This is a genomic window from Burkholderia sp. Ac-20345 (assembly GCF_017104825.1).
Taxonomy (GTDB): domain Bacteria; phylum Pseudomonadota; class Gammaproteobacteria; order Burkholderiales; family Burkholderiaceae; genus Burkholderia; species Burkholderia lata_B.
In genome coordinates this window covers 14,927-29,904 of the sequence record NZ_JAAGPO010000023.1, presented here as the reverse complement: position 1 = coordinate 29,904, position 14,978 = coordinate 14,927, and the positions used below count along the sequence as shown (strand labels likewise).

Below are 14,978 nucleotides of genomic sequence, written 5' to 3'. Positions count from 1 at the left end.
ATGGGCATGAACGTATCTTCGGGTGGCGGCGAGCCGGACGTGATGGTTGACATCAACACCACGCCGCTGATCGACGTGATGCTGGTGCTGCTGATCATGTTGATCATTACCATCCCGATCCAGATGCACTCGGTCAGGATGGATCTGCCGGTCGGTAATCCGCCGCCGCCAGCAAAGCCGCCCGAGGCCGTGCAGATCGATATCGCGCCCGACGGCGCGACGACCTGGAACGGCACGAGGGTGGCGGATCGTGCGGCGCTCGAGCTGAAGCTCGAGCAAGTCGCGAAGGAGCCCGTGCAGGCGGAGATCCGTCTGCGGCCGGACAAGCTGGCGCCGTACAAGGCGGTCGCCGGCGTGCTGGCGAGTGCGCAGCGCGTCGGTGCGACCAAGATCGGCCTGATTGGAAACGAGCAGTACATGCCGTGAAGCAGGCGGGCGCGCGAATGCTTCGGTCACGCGGGAAGGCCGTGTCGGGAAACGGAGGGTACCGCGTGTCGGGCGGCATGGCGACCCGGTGACGATCTGGCTGAATCGACGAAATCGGAACCCGTTCCAATTGATGTGGAGTGCGAATGTATCGATGCGATGCGAAAAACAGGAAAGCCGTAACATCGAATGTTCGCCGCGCGACCAAGGTTTCCATCGGGACGCAGATTCGCCGCAAGCGGGCTGCGATCACGTTGACCGGGGGAGCGCATTCATCAAGCAGTTTCGACTACGGGTTCGTGTCTCACTATGATTTCGCCTTCCGATGAATCGATGCTTGTTGCCACGTCGATGGGAAACAAGATTCGCATGCTGCGACGGCAGCTCAAGCTCACGCTGTATGTGACCGCGGCGGCGGCCGGCATCTCGAAGCCGTTCCTGTCGCAGATCGAACGCGGGCGCGCGATGCCGTCGATCGCGACGCTCGTCGGGATCGCAAAGGCGCTGGGCGTCACGATCGACCATTTTGTCGGTTCGACGTCCGGTGCGCCACCGGCGTGCCAATGCGAATCGCTGCAGCACGTTGGTGTCGAGCTGCTTGCGAGCGCGCTTGCGCAGCTTTCGCACCTGGCGAGCGGAACGAAGCTGGATGCACGGTTGTTCCGGATTCCGGGCGGCCAGGCCGCGCCGGAAGGAGCGGCCTATGCGGGAGAAGCATTCCTCTACGTGATGAACGGCGAGCTCGAGCTGACGATGGACGACCGCACCGTCGTGCTGAGAGCGGGCGAGACCGCGCATTACGAATCGCCCCCGGCCCAGGTGTGGAGCAACACGGCCAACGAAGAAGCGGTGGTCGTCTGGTTCGGTGCGCCGGCCGGCGCCTGAGAGAACACGAGAGTGGATTCGTTTTTACGGATGCTTACATAAGGATTACTGATTGTTTTTCGAAGGAGCGGGAAGTGCGCACGGCCTGATTGGCTGCATCGGGGCGGAAGGGCGAGGACAGGCACACACCCGCCCTTCACGCCCGCCGTTGCGGTTTCTCGACACCGGGCGACGAAGGCGGAAGTGAGTGGTGCCACGCGCCGTACATGCCGCGTGGCGGGCGAGTTCGAAGGCGTGCAGGTGGCAGGTGGGCAATAACGGGGACCGGTATGCAGACGCCTGGAAGCGGGCAAGGATTCACGCGATCCAGCGCAAAACCGGCGGGTTCTTACTGACGAACGAGTGGGGCAAGATGAAGCAGAGAGCTTTGGCGTTGGCTATCAAGAGGATGATCTGGGCGGAAATGGCGCTGACGGCCACGCTGGCGGCACCGGCATTCGCGCAGAGCCAGCCGTCGCCCGGGGGGGCAGCGGTCGCGGACGCGGTCGCACAGGAGGCGCCTGCGGCGGGAGCCGGCGGGGACTCGGGGGCGCAACGCAAGAACAAGGTCGCGCAGATCAAGCGCTTCGAAGTGACGGGCTCGCTGATCCGCAGCGCGGACAAAGTCGGCTTCAACCAGGTCCAGACCGTCACGGCGAAGGACATCGAGGCAAGTGGTCAGAACAGTGTGGCCGACTTCCTACGCAGCACGTCCGCGAATTCGGCGAGCAGCTGGGCGGAAGGCACGACGAACAGCTTCGCCCCCGGGGGCGCCGGCATTGCATTGCGCGGCCTGTCCGAGAAGTACACGCTGGTCATGATCGACGGCCAGCGCGTCGCGCCCTATGCGTTCGCGACGAACGTAACGGACCAGTTCTTCGACCTGAATACACTGCCGCTGAACATCATCGATCGGATCGAGATCGTCAAGACCGGCGCGGTGTCGCAGTATGGCTCGGACGCAATCGCGGGCGTGGTCAACATCATCACCAAGAAAAACTTCCAGGGCCTTCAACTCGACGGCAGCTATGGCGGTGCGACCCAGAACGGCGGCGGTGCGGGTACCACCAAATTCAGCATTCTCGGCGGTTTCGGCGATCTCAACGCGGACCGCTTCAACGTGACGGCGGCCGCGAGTCTCTACCGTTTCAACGGTGTGTCGGCCGCGGATCGCGACACCACGCAGAACCAGAATTTCTCGAATTTCCCAGGCGGCCTGTTCAACCAGTCGCCGTCGTACTGGCGTGACCCGACCGGCGCCCGCGTGCCGCTCGCCGGGTGTCCGTGGGGCGGCGCACCGATCGCCGGCAGTGCCACCGCGCGAATCAACGGTCCGGGCACGATCTGCCAAACCAACACTGCCTATGCGACCTCGCTGTCGCCATGGACTGAACGCTTGAGCGCGAAGGTGCACGGCGACTTCAAGATCAGCGATTCGATGCAGGCCTTCGCCGATCTGTGGGAAAGCAACAATACGACGAATACCAACAACTTCGTCGGTGGTCTCGGCAACAGCACACAAGCATTCGACCCGGCAACGGGCGGCCTGCGCCCGATTTCGAACGTGGTGCCGGCGAGCAACCCGTACAACCCGTTCGGCGTGCCGTCGAAGCTGGTGTACTCGTTTCCGAACGCGCAGTCGGTGCGTACCAGCGCGAACTTCTGGCGCGCCGCGACCGGCTTGAAGGGTAGCTTCATCGCGCCGTACGTCGGGGACGTGGACTGGTCGACCGCCTATACGCATTCGCAGGATACGGTCTCGAACACGTTCTCGAACCTGATCAATGCGAAGGCGCTGCAGAACATCGTGCAGAACGGCGTGTTCAATTTCGCAAACCCCTCGGGCACGCCGAACGGCCTCGCGGGCCTCTACGGCAGCACTTCTTCGCAGGCGATCACGAAGCTCGATGCACTGGACGCGACGATGTCGACGCCGACGCTGTTCAAGCTGCCCACGGGTAACGTCGGTCTCGGGCTCGGTGCGCAGTTCATGCACCAGAGCCAGTACGTCGGCACGGGCGCGGGCTACCAGGACGGCACCTTCATTTCGCCGGCGCTGCAGTCGGTGAGCGGTCAGCGCAATGTCGCGGCGATCTACTACCAGATCGATATTCCGATCCTGAAAAACCTCACCTTCAGCCAGTCGGGCCGCTACGACCACTACAGCGACTTCGGCGGTGCGTTCTCGCCGCGTTTCGCGTTGCGCTTCCAGCCGGTTCGCGAGCTGACGATGTACGGTTCGTATAACCGTGGCTTCCGCGCGCCGACGCTGATCGAGAACACCTCGTCTCGCAGCTTCAGCGCACAGGGCGCGGTCGATCCGCACGACCCGAACAATCCGGGCGCGTACGGCCTGGTCGAGGAAGTGCAGGCCGGCAACCGCAACCTGCAGCCGGAACGCACGAAGAACTACAACCTGGGTTTCCAGCTGTCGCCGGCCCGTAATACCGATATCGGTTTCGACTGGTACAAGATCCACATCGACAATGTGATCGGCACGGCGGACATCCAGCAGAGCGTCAACCAGAACGATCCGTCGCAAGTGGTGCGTAACGCGAATGGCTCGATCGCGTACGTGCTGATGCCGTTCCAGAACCTGTCATCGCTGGACACGGATGGTTTCGAAACCACCTTCCGCCAGTCGGTACCCACCAGGATCGGGACTTTCACGCTGTCGGGCGACTGGGCCTACGTGTGGCACTTCAAGATGCCGGTCGGCGGCGTGAGCACCGACTTCGCGGGCAACAACGGGTCGCTCAACCAGCCTTTCGGCGGCAGCTTCCCGCGCTGGAAGGGCAACACGAGCCTGAGCTGGAACTATCAGAGCAAGTGGAACGCGACGCTGACCTGGATGTATACGGGCCCGTACACGCAGGCGATCCTGTCGCCGGGCCAGTATCCCAATATGGAAGGCAGCGTGGCGTCGTATAGCCAGTTCAACCTGATGGTCAGCTATACCGGCATCAAGCATTGGACGATCTATGCGGGCATCGACAACATCTTCAATCGTGCCCCGCCGTTCGATCCGGTCTACATGAACTCGAGCTACCAGACCGGCTACGACTCGTCGCTGTACACGTACATCGGCCGCTTCGCGCAAGTCGGCGCGACCTACCGGTTCTGACGGTACAAGCCCACGCGTGCCGCCGGTCGTTGCCGCGACCGACGGCACGCACCTCGTATTTCGAATCGACATCGTGCCGGCCGCGCGCCGGTGCGACCACACGAAGACCGATGATGACAGTATTGATGTTGCATGTGCGGCGTGCGCAGGCAATCGTGGTCGGGGGCGCGCGTGCCGCGTGCACGGCGGTGCTCGCGTACGGCATGGCGACCGGAGGGGCCGCGGCCGCGCCGGCGATCGCGCAGTTCGGCCAGCCGAAGTATCCCGCGGGATTCACGCATTTCGCGTACGCGGACCCCGATGCGCCGGACGACGGCACACTAGACTTCCAGAACTACGATACGGCGCAGAGCTACGATTCGCTGAATCCTTTCCTGTTGCGTGGCTCGGCCGCACCGGACATCAGGAACCTGATGTTCGACACACTGATGCAGCGCAGCTGGGACGAGCTCGCTTCCGAGTATGCGTTGATCGCCGACGACGTGCAGGTCGCGCCCGACGGGATGTCGGCGACGTTCCACATCGATCAGGCCGCACGCTTCTCGAACGGCGACGCGATCACCGCGGCCGACGTCAAGTACTCGTTCGACACGCTGTCGAGCCGACAGGCATCGCCGCTCGTCAATGCGCAGTTCGCGGTGATCCGGCGCGCGGTCGTCGTCGGCCCGCAGACCGTCCGCTTCGACTTCAGGCACCCGGAACGCAATGCCGCGCTGATCGCGGGCGATCTGCCCGTGTTCTCGCGGAAGTGGGGCATGCGCGCCGACGGCACGCGACCGTCGTTCGACCAGATCGCGACCGTGCCGCCGATCGCGAGCGGAGCGTACCTGATCGGGCAACGCAAGAACGACAAGGAGATCGTCTACGTGCGCAACCCGCGCTACTGGGCGGCAAACCTGCCGTCGCGACGCGGCATGTACCGCTTCGCGCGCGTGTCGTTCAAGCTGTATCTCGACCAGTACACGATGCTCGAGGCGTTCAAGGCCGGCGACACGGACGTGCGGATGGAGTACAGCGCGACGCAATGGGCGCGCCGCTACGTCGGCAAGAATTTTCGCAACGGGATGCTGAAGCAGGGCGAATTCCCCGACGGCCCCGCACAGATGCAGGGCTTCCTGATGAACATGCGCAAGCCGATGTTCCAGGACGTGCGGGTGCGGCATGCGTTCGCACTGGCGTTCGACTTCGACTGGATGAGCCGGATGATGTTCTACGGGCAGTATCGCCGCACCCACAGCTTCTGGGCGGCGAGCCCGTTCGCGGCATCCGGCATGCCGAGCGAGAAGGAGCTCGCGCTGCTCGAGCCGTTCCGCTCGACACTGCCGCCGGAGGTGTTCGGCCCGATGATCCAGCAACCGTCGACGTTGCCGCCGAACTCGCTGCGCGCGAACCTGAAGCAGGCGCGCGACCTGCTCGCGCAGGCTGGCTGGAACTTTCATGACGGTGCGTTGCGCGACGCGAACGGCACGCCGATGACGATCGAGATCATTGACGATCAACCGGGCATGGACCGGCTGATCCTGCCATACATCCAGGCGCTCGGCACACTCGGCATCCGCGCGTCGCTGCACGAACTCGACAGCGCGCTGTATCAGCGACGCATGGACAACTTTCAGTACGACATGACGACCTTGATCTATCCGCCCGTCACGATCCCGGGCGCGGAACTCGCACGCCGCTTCGGTAGCGCGGCGGCGTCCGAGGTCGGTTCCGAGAACTATCCGGGCGTGCGCTCGGAGGCGGTAGACGCGCTGATTCGCGCGGCATCCGCGGCCAATACGCTGAACGATCTCGAAACGGCGACGCGCGCGCTCGATCGCGTGCTGATCAATCTTTACGTCATCGTGCCTCAGTACTACCTGCCGAACGCGCGGATCGCCTACAAGGCGACTTACGGGCATCCGGCGGTCATTCCGGATTCCTACCAGTACGAGGACTGGATCATCAACTACTGGTACCGGAAGCGGCCGACGGGCGTCGCACCGGTTTCCGGCACCTGACGGGGAGCGCAACGATGATTGCCTACATATTCCGGCGGCTGCTACTGATGATCCCGACGCTGATCGGCGTCGTGACGATCACGTTCGCCGTCACGCAGTTCGTGCCGGGCGGCCCGGTCGAACAGATCCTCACGCAACTGCGCCACGGCAATGCACGCGGCGGGGAGGCGAGCGGCGGGGGCGGTGGCTATCACGGCAACCAGGGGATTGATGCGCAGCAGATCGAACAGATCCGCAAGCAGTTCGGCTTCGACAAGCCGCCGCTCGTGCGCTACTGGATGATGCTGAAAGCGTACGCACGCTTCGATCTCGGCGAGTCGTACTTCGTGCATGCGCGGGTGTGGGACGTGATCCGCTCGAAGCTGCCGGTGTCGATCACGCTCGGGTTGTGGACGGTGTTCCTCACGTACCTGGTGTCGGTGCCGCTCGGCATCGCGAAGGCGGTGCGCAACGGGTCGCGGTTCGACACCGTGACGAGCGTGCTGGTGCTGGCCGGCTACGCGGTGCCGGGCTTCGTGCTCGGCGTGCTGCTGCTGATGCTGTTCGGCGGCGGCACGTTCTGGCAGGTATTCCCGATGCGCGGGCTCACGTCCGACAACTTCGACGACCTGACGCTGATCGGCAAGGCGCTCGACTATCTGTGGCACATCGTGATGCCGGTGACGGCGTCGGTCATCGGCAACTTCGCGATCGTCACGATCCTGACCAAGAACACGTTCCTCGACGAGATCGGCAGGCAGTACGTGCTGACCGCACGCGCGAAGGGCGTGCCGGAGCGCGACGTGCTGTGGAAGCACGTGCTGCGCAATGCGTCGATCCCGCTGCTGACCGGGCTGCCCGCCACGTTCGTCGGCGCGTTCCTGAACGGCAACCTGCTGATCGAGACACTGTTCTCGCTCGACGGCATGGGGCAACTGTCGTACGACTCGGTGATCCGCCGCGACTATCCGGTCGTGCTCGGCTCGCTGTTCCTGTTCACACTCATCGGTCTCCTGACCAAACTCATCGCTGACGTCTGCTATGTCCTCGTCGACCCCCGCATCCAATTCAACCGCCTGGACCACTGAGCGCGGACGTGCCGGCCATTCCACGTCGCCGTGGCGGCGCACGTGGCGACGGTTCCGCGCCCAGCCGCTCGGCTACTGGAGCTTCGTGATCTTCGTTACGCTGTTCGCGATCAGCCTGTTCGCCGACGTGTTGTCGAACGACCGGCCGCTCGTGCTGCGTTATGACGGACACTATGCGTTCCCGATCGTGACGGACTATCCCGAGACGCGGTTTGGCGGCGATTTCCCCGCGAAGACGAATTATCTCGATCCGGCCATCCGTGCAAACCTCGATGCGCACGGCAACTTCGCGATCTATCCGCCGAACCGCTACCGCTACGACACGATCGACTATTTCGCGTCGCGGCCGTATCCGGCGCCGCCGTCGTCGAGCAACTGGCTCGGTACCGACCAGTTCGGCCGCGACGTGCTCGCGCGGCTGCTGTACGGGTTCCGGCTGTCGGTGCTGATGGCGTTCGCGCTGACCGCGTCAGGCATGCTGATCGGCGTGCTGACGGGCGCAGTGCAGGGCTTTTACGGTGGCCGCACCGATCTGGTCGGCCAGCGGCTGATCGAGATCTGGAGCGCGTTGCCGGACCTGTACCTGCTGATCATCTTCGCGTCGATCTTCACGCCGTCGCTATGGCTGCTGTTCATCCTGCTGTCGATGTTCGGCTGGCTCGTGCTGTCCGACTACGTGCGCGCCGAATTCCTGCGCAACCGCGGGCTCGACTATGTGAAGGCCGCACGCACGATGGGGCTGACCAACACGCAGATCATGTGGCGCCACGTGCTGCCGAACAGCCTCACGCCGGTGATCACGTTCCTGCCGTTCCGGATGAGCGCGGCGATCCTGTCGCTGACGAGCCTCGATTTCCTCGGGCTCGGTGTACCGCCACCGACGCCGAGCCTCGGCGAGCTGCTCAAACAAGGCAAGAACAATCTCGATGCGTGGTGGATCTCGGTGTCCGCGTTCGCGGCGCTGGTGGTGACGCTGCTGCTGCTGACGTTCATCGGTGACGCGCTGCGCAACGCGCTCGACACGCGCACGCGCGGGTCCGCCTTCGGTGGAGGCGAATGATGACGACCCCGTTGCTGGAAATCGACCGTTTCTCCGCACAGTTCGGTACCCGGACCGTCGTGCGAGAACTGAGCCTGTCGGTCGCGAGCGGCGAGCGGGTTGCGCTCGTCGGCGAATCGGGCTCGGGCAAGAGCGTGACCGCGTTGTCGATCCTGAGGCTGGTGCGGCAGGCGAGCCTGTCGGGGCGCGTGCTGTTCGACGGCGAGGACCTGCTGACGAAGACCGAGCAACAGATGCGCGGCATTCGCGGCGCCGATATCGCAATGGTGTTCCAGGAGCCGATGACCGCGCTCAATCCGCTGTATACGATCGGCAAGCAGATCGCCGAAAGCCTGCGGCTGCACGAGGGGCTGCGCCCGGGCGATGCGCGCGAGCGCGGGATCGCGCTGCTGCGTCGCACCGGGATTCCGGAGCCGGAGCGCCGCATCGACAGCTTCCCGCACCAGCTGTCGGGCGGGCAGCGGCAACGCGCGATGATCGCGATGGCGCTGGCGTGCCGGCCGCGCTTGCTGCTGGCAGACGAGCCGACCACCGCGCTCGACGTGACCGTGCGACAGCAGATCGTCGATCTGCTGCTCGAATTGCAGGCGCAGGAAGCGGGCGCGCGCGGGATGTCCGTGTTGCTGATCACGCACGACCTGAACCTCGTGCGGCGCTTCGCGCAGCGCGTCGCGGTGATGGAACACGGCGTGCTCGTCGAGACGAACGAAACCGGTGCGCTATTCGATGCGCCGCGACACCCCTATACGCGCCGGCTGCTCGACAGCGCGCCGCGCCGTGCGATCGAGCCGGTCGCGGCCGACGCACCGGCGATGCTCGACGTGAGCGGGCTCGCGGTCGACTACCGGACCGCGGCGAAAGGCTGGCGCGCGGTGTTCGGTCAGACCGTGTTCCGCGCCGTGCATGACGTGCAATTGCGCTTGCGCCGTGGCGAGACTGTCGGGATCGTCGGCGAATCGGGCTCGGGGAAATCGACACTCGCGGCCGCGGTGCTCGGCCTGCAGCAACCGGCGGCCGGCGAGATCGCGATCGACGGGCTGCCGCTCGCGACGCTGCGCGCGAAGGCGGGGCGCCGTGCGCTGTACGGGCGGCTGCAGGTCGTGTTCCAGGATCCGTTCGGCTCGCTGTCGCCGCGCATGACGATCGAGCAGATCGTCGGAGAGGGGCTCGCGCTGCATCGGCCGGAACTGGCGGGCGACGCGCGCCGCGCGCGGGTCGCGGCGCTGCTGGAGGAGGTCGGGCTGCCGGCCGACGCGATGCCGCGCTATCCGCACGAGTTTTCCGGCGGACAGCGGCAGCGGATCGCGATCGCGCGGGCACTGGCGGTGGAACCCGAGCTCCTCGTGCTCGACGAGCCGACCAGTGCCCTCGACGTATCGATCCAGAAGCAGGTGCTGGCGCTGCTGACGAACCTGCAGGCCCGGTACCGGCTCAGCTATCTGTTCATCACGCACGACCTGGCCGTGATACGGGCGATGGCGCATCGCGTGATCGTGATGAAGGCGGGGCGCGTGGTCGAGGAAGGCGAGACGTTGCAGGTGCTGCATTCGCCGTCCCATCCCTATACCCGTGCGTTGATGGCGTCGTCGATGCTCAACGACGACACTGGCGCACGAACCGTGCAAGCGCGTGCATCACTGGCGGATATCCCCGCGAATGCGTCGGGCTCTGAATAGCCCGGAGGAATGCGTCGGTTTCCATCCGTGTACGCGGATGAAGGAAGGTTCGGTTGAACACGGCAGCAGCAACGCGGTAGCCGTTTCCGCGCGGTACGCCTTGCACATCGATTCCGGGTTCGCAGGTTCGGGTCAGTCGTGTCCGGGTGCTTTCGGACCACCGGGGCCGGCGTCGGGCGCCGCGCGCTGCGGCGACAGGTGCTCCACCAACGCGTCGATCGTGACGCGCAGCCGTGCGGTCATGCGCGTGGTCTTCGACCAGAGCACATGGATGGGGAGCGGCTCGGGTTGCTCGTCAGGCAGGACGACAACGAGCCGTCCCGCGCGGATGTCGTCTTCGACAAACCAGCCGGGCAGTTGCGCCAGCCCGAGTCCCGCCAGCACGGCATCCCTCACGGCAGCGACGTCGCTCAGGCGCAGGCGTGCCCGCCACGGCTGACGCTTGCCCCGGCTCGAATCGCCGGAGAACTGCCATGCTTCTTCGGCTTCGTCGCGCAGAAGCGCGATGCAATGGTGATCGCCGAGCGCTTCCCGCGACGACGGCGTACCGTGCCGATCGAGATACCCGGGCGCGGCGCACAGCCGCAACGCTTGTTCGCCCAACTGGCGAGCAATATGCGAAGTGCTGTCCTCCAGCCGGCCGATACGCACGGCCAGATCGATGTTTTGCTCGACCAGATCGACCGTGCGGTTGGAAAACAGCATGTCCAGATCGAGTGCCGCATGACGTTCGGCAAGCGTGTTCAGCACGGGCAGCACGCGAATGCGGCCGTAGAGCACCGGTAACGCGATGCGCACTCGGCCGGTCGGAGTCAGGTGCCGCTCGGCCAGCGCGGATTCGGCCTGATCCAGCTCGGCCAGTGCACGCAGGCACTTCTCGTGATAGGCCTCGCCTTCGTCGGTCAGCGTCATGCGTCGTGTCGTGCGCTTGAACAGCCGCACGCCGAGGCGCTCCTCCAGTCGGGCCACGGCCTTGCCGACGCTGGACGGCGATTGCCCCAGCTGGCGCGAGGCGACACTGAAACTTCCACACTCCACCGCCTGGACGAACGCGAGGATGCCCCGAAAGCGGTCGGTTGGCTGGATGGGCAATTTGATCGTTCCTGTCTCATATCTTGATAAAGATTCTATCAATTGCCTCCGTGATGTATCCAATATCATTTTTCCTTTCCGCATGGACCGCGGAGTCATGCTTACGAAAGGAGTCCCGTACCGTGTATCGTTCGCCGCACCGAGCGCGCTGGGTGGCATTGGCCGGTGTCGCCATCGCCAGCTTCCTGGGCTGCATCGACTTCACCATCGTCAATACCGCCATTCCTGAAATCCGTTCGGCTTTCCATGCTGGCATCGACCAGGTGCAATGGATCGTCACGGCCTTCGTGATGGCGCTGTCGAGTTGCACCATTCCGGTGGGGCAACTGGCCGATCGCCATGGCCGGCGCCGGTTGATGTTCGCGAGCATGGCGGTGTTCGGCGGCGCGTCACTGGGGGCCGGACTGGCATCGGGGCTTTTCACGCTGGTGCTATGGCGGACCGTACAGGGCATGGCCTGCGCCGGACTCTATACCGCATCGGCTGCGCTGGTCGCGGCGATGTTCCCCGAGCAGGAGCGCGGCAAGGCGCTCGGGCTATTGTTCAGCGTCAACGGCCTCGGGCTTGCGCTCGGCCCCGTGGCCGGCGGATTGCTGGTCGACGCGCTGGGCTGGCGCTGGATCTTCCTCATCAACGTGCCGTTGATCGCGGCGAGCTTCATGCTCTGCGCAGGCCGGCTCACGCAGCAGACGGTCATATCGGCGCGAGAGCGCTTCGATTGGCCCGGCGCCGTCCTGCTGCTGACGATATTGCCCTGCGGCCTCGGCGCCGTGGTCCGTGGCGCCGACCGGGGCTGGACTTCGCCGGCAACGCTGGGGCTGCTGCTCGTCGCCTGTCTGTCGGGCGCCGCGCTGACCTGGGTCGAACGACGCGCTGCGGCTCCCGTGCTGCGGCTCGCGTTGTTACGGCAGCGGCCGTTCGCGCTCGCCGCGTGCGCGACCGCCGGACTGGCTTTCTTCTATTGCGCGGCATTCCTGCTGATGCCGTTGTATCTGGGAGAACTGCGCGGACAAGACAGCGCAGCGACGGGGTGGCTTCTGCTGCCCACGACCGCCGTCATGGCGATGGTTTCACCGCTGGCCGGCCGTGGCTGCGACCGCTTCGGAGCAGGGCCGGTCATGGCGCTCGGATTCGTTGCGTTGCTGGTATCGGCGCTGATGCAGTCGGACTTCAGTGCGACCACGGCGTGGTGGCGGGTTCTGGCAGCGTTCGCCTGCATGGGGTTCGGCTGGGGTTGCATCCTGGGGCCGTCCATGACCGCCGCGCTGGCAGCCGTGCCGGAAGCGCTGGCAGGCACGGCGCTCGGCATGGCGACGATGGTGCACAACGTAGGCGGATCGGTGGGCCTCGCAGCCGCGACTGTGTTGTACCGGGTCTCGACGACGCGCGGTGGAGGGTTCGTCACGGGCTACCACGCGGTCATGCTGATGCTGGTTGTCGCGTGCATCGGGATGCTGTCGATACTGATGCTCGAACGGCGTACCCTGCGTGCGTCCAGTTCCGTCCGATGACGCAGCTGCATCTGCTGAAACCGGCGATACGCGTTTTCCCGGTCAGAGATCGCGGGCGACTTGCGTGACGAACGCCGGATGCCCGAATCGTCGCGGGCGACGAAGCGCCACTGGCCGATCGTCTCGAGTCGATGTCCATGCTGGTGGCGGTCATCGATGCCGGCAGCATGTCGGCCACCGCGCGCCAGCCCGGCATTCCGCTGGCGACCGTGAGCCGCAAGATCGCGGACCTCGAGGCCTGCCTGAACACGCGGCTGCTGCATCGCATGACGCGGCAACTGTCGCTGACCGAGGCCGGCGAATCGTATGTCGCCGGTTGCCGGCGCATTCTCGACGACATCGCGATACATCGTGTTCTGCGAGCGGGATTTCATCGGGCGGCAGGCGGACGACAGCGACGCGGATGAAATCGCACGCGGGTTGAGCAAGGCTGCTACGCTAACGTCGCCGATAGCACGTGGAACGCGACATCGGGCTTAGTTCATCCCGGTGCGCACGGTGCCATCATGCTCATGAGGCTCCGCCAGTCAGCGCCCGAATGCAATCGTCGATTTCGTCGAGCGAGCGCTCCAGCATTGCAGGCGTCAAGTACCCGTACCCGAACACGAATCCGGGCACATCGCCGTTCAGCGTGGAGAAGCGAGCGACTTCGTTGAAGCGGATGCCGCGCGACTGCAGCGCGGCCCGCAGTGCGCGATCGAACGCGGGATCGCGGCCGGCGATCCACACGTGTAGCCCGACGCGGTCGCCATGCAGGTCGATGTGGTCGGCATGCACCGCGAGCCGGGCGAGCAGGGTGTGGCGCATCGCAGCATAGTGCCGCTGCATGCGCCGCAGATGGCGGTCGAGCTGGCCCGATGCGAGCAGGAACTCGGCGACCCGCTGCGCGGGCAGCGACACGTGCCTGCATTCGCGATCAACGAATGCGGCGAGCGCCTCGGCAACCGCCGAGGGCGCCACGATGAAGCCGAGCCGCAACGACGGGCCGACCACCCTGGCAAACGTGCCGACCAGCATCGTGGTATCGGGCGCGCTCGCGAAGATCGGCGGCAGCCGGGTGCCTTCGTGCTGGAATTCACTGTCGTACTCGTGTTCGACGATCAGGATGCCGTGCTGTCGGGCCAGTTCGATCAACGCTTCACGGCGCGATCGCGGCAGGCGCCCGCCAAGCGGATACTGATGCGCGGGCGTGATGTGTACCATCTGCGGCACGGCTCCGTCGGCGACGACATGCTCGACGAGCAAGCCGTCACGGTCGACGGGCACCGGCCTGACCGTCGCGCCCGCCCGCGTGAACGCGGTCATCGCCCTCTGGTATCCCGGATCTTCGATCACGCACAGATCTCCGCCGTTCAGCAATGCCTGCGAGACCAGTTGGAGATCGTTACCGACGCCGTGCGTGACGACAACGTGATCAGGATCGACATCGACAGACCGATGCGTACGCAACCATCGTGCGATGCCACGGCGCAGGCCGCGTTCGCCTCGTGGATCGCCGTAGTCCTGCGGGGGAAGATGCCGGCCTGCCTCCCGGCATGCGTTGCGCCAGACGTCGAGCGGCAGCGCATGAGCATGTGCGCTTTCGGGCCGCCAGTCTAGCGACGCTGCGCCCCCGGTTTCGTCGGCCGGTGTGGGCGCCTGCAGGCGTTCGAGTACCGCGGGAAGCGGGGTATGCGGGGCGGGACGCACGCTGCCGCCGGATGCGCCCGAGCGGACGAACGTGCCGTGGCGGCCACGCCCTTCGAGCAGGCCGACCGCGATCAACTCGTCATACGCGTTGACCACGCAGTTGCGCGCCACGCCCAATTGCGCGGCCAGGTCGCGGCTTGCCGGCAGGCGGGCGTCCGACTGCAACCTGCCACTGTCGATCAACCCCCGCAGTTGCCGCACGATCTGGCGAACGATGGGCTCGTCCAGATGCCGATGCACGTCGATTTCGACCAAGGTCGGCGATGCATGCCGGGACACGTGCTTTGCAACCATTGACGCCTCGAATTGAGCCGGTTTTGGCTCTTAAAGATTGTGTGGAAATGCCGAAGAATGCCGACTCCGGGAAACCATGACGCGCGCCGGCGCGACGATTGCGTTGGCCCGCGTGGGCGACGTTCCCCCCGCCACCCCGGGGGAGCGGCGATGTCGGCGATGCGGCGGAGCAATA

Annotated in this window: 10 protein-coding genes and 1 pseudogene; 9 read left to right on the top strand and 2 right to left on the bottom strand. The window is 65.3% G+C overall.

Translation table 11 applies throughout. From position 1 onward, the window contains the following. From G3O06_RS11450 to G3O06_RS11420, 7 genes are all read left to right on the top strand, one after another. A complete protein-coding gene (locus tag G3O06_RS11450) occupies positions 1-426 on the top strand; it encodes a biopolymer transporter ExbD (protein WP_175006785.1) in 426 nt (141 codons plus the stop codon). 309 nt (positions 427-735) lie between these two features. Then, complete coding sequence (locus G3O06_RS11445; protein ID WP_205816071.1) at positions 736-1,311, top strand: XRE family transcriptional regulator; 576 nt, start codon at positions 736-738, stop codon at positions 1,309-1,311. 352 nt (positions 1,312-1,663) lie between these two features. Then, complete coding sequence (locus G3O06_RS11440) at positions 1,664-4,414, top strand: TonB-dependent receptor (RefSeq protein WP_174969570.1); 2,751 nt, start codon at positions 1,664-1,666, stop codon at positions 4,412-4,414. Between the two features lie 113 nt (positions 4,415-4,527). Continuing rightward, positions 4,528-6,414 (top strand): extracellular solute-binding protein, encoded by a 1,887-nt coding sequence (locus tag G3O06_RS11435; RefSeq protein ID WP_205816103.1) that lies wholly within the window; start codon positions 4,528-4,530, stop codon positions 6,412-6,414. 14 nt (positions 6,415-6,428) lie between these two features. After that, positions 6,429-7,481 (top strand): ABC transporter permease subunit, encoded by a 1,053-nt coding sequence (locus tag G3O06_RS11430; RefSeq protein ID WP_205816070.1) that lies wholly within the window; start codon positions 6,429-6,431, stop codon positions 7,479-7,481. Then, positions 7,435-8,541 carry an ABC transporter permease gene (locus tag G3O06_RS11425; protein WP_174969572.1) on the top strand — a complete coding sequence of 369 codons (1,107 nt, stop codon included), beginning with the start codon at positions 7,435-7,437 and terminating at the stop codon, positions 8,539-8,541. Before G3O06_RS11430 ends, G3O06_RS11425 begins: the two co-directional genes overlap by 47 nt. Continuing rightward, positions 8,541-10,217, top strand: a complete 1,677-nt coding sequence (locus tag G3O06_RS11420) for a dipeptide ABC transporter ATP-binding protein (RefSeq protein WP_241019792.1) — start codon at positions 8,541-8,543, stop codon at positions 10,215-10,217. Before G3O06_RS11425 ends, G3O06_RS11420 begins: the two co-directional genes overlap by 1 nt. Positions 10,218-10,349: 132 nt before the next feature. Here G3O06_RS11420 and G3O06_RS11415 read toward each other — a convergent pair whose 3' ends face one another. After that, a complete protein-coding gene (locus G3O06_RS11415) occupies positions 10,350-11,309 on the bottom strand; it encodes a LysR family transcriptional regulator (RefSeq protein WP_205816069.1) in 960 nt (319 codons plus the stop codon). 122 nt (positions 11,310-11,431) lie between these two features. Between G3O06_RS11415 and G3O06_RS11410 the strand changes: the two genes are divergently transcribed. Further along, positions 11,432-12,820 carry an MFS transporter gene (locus G3O06_RS11410; RefSeq protein ID WP_205816068.1) on the top strand — a complete coding sequence of 463 codons (1,389 nt, stop codon included), beginning with the start codon at positions 11,432-11,434 and terminating at the stop codon, positions 12,818-12,820. Positions 12,821-12,951: 131 nt separating this feature from the next. Continuing rightward, positions 12,952-13,161: pseudogene (locus tag G3O06_RS11405) on the top strand (LysR family transcriptional regulator); the annotation flags it as partial. A gap of 169 nt (positions 13,162-13,330) precedes the next feature. Here the strand turns inward: G3O06_RS11405 and G3O06_RS11400 are convergent. Further along, positions 13,331-14,803 (bottom strand): PLP-dependent aminotransferase family protein, encoded by a 1,473-nt coding sequence (locus G3O06_RS11400; protein ID WP_205816067.1) that lies wholly within the window; start codon positions 14,801-14,803, stop codon positions 13,331-13,333. Positions 14,804-14,978: the final 175 nt, after the last annotated feature.

What these genes read in the sequence shown, in the direction of transcription:
- G3O06_RS11440 (WP_174969570.1), top strand. Translation starts at nt 1,664, where the DNA reads ATGAAGCAGAGAGCTTTGGCGTTGGCTATCAAGAGGATGATCTGGGCG.
- G3O06_RS11435 (WP_205816103.1), top strand. Translation starts at nt 4,528, where the DNA reads ATGACAGTATTGATGTTGCATGTGCGGCGTGCGCAGGCAATCGTGGTC.
- G3O06_RS11450 (WP_175006785.1), top strand. Translation starts at nt 1, where the DNA reads ATGGGCATGAACGTATCTTCGGGTGGCGGCGAGCCGGACGTGATGGTT.
- G3O06_RS11430 (WP_205816070.1), top strand. Translation starts at nt 6,429, where the DNA reads ATGATTGCCTACATATTCCGGCGGCTGCTACTGATGATCCCGACGCTG.
- G3O06_RS11400 (WP_205816067.1), bottom strand. Translation starts at nt 14,803, where the DNA reads ATGGTTGCAAAGCACGTGTCCCGGCATGCATCGCCGACCTTGGTCGAA.
- G3O06_RS11425 (WP_174969572.1), top strand. Translation starts at nt 7,435, where the DNA reads ATGTCCTCGTCGACCCCCGCATCCAATTCAACCGCCTGGACCACTGAG.
- G3O06_RS11445 (WP_205816071.1), top strand. Translation starts at nt 736, where the DNA reads ATGATTTCGCCTTCCGATGAATCGATGCTTGTTGCCACGTCGATGGGA.
- G3O06_RS11420 (WP_241019792.1), top strand. Translation starts at nt 8,541, where the DNA reads ATGACGACCCCGTTGCTGGAAATCGACCGTTTCTCCGCACAGTTCGGT.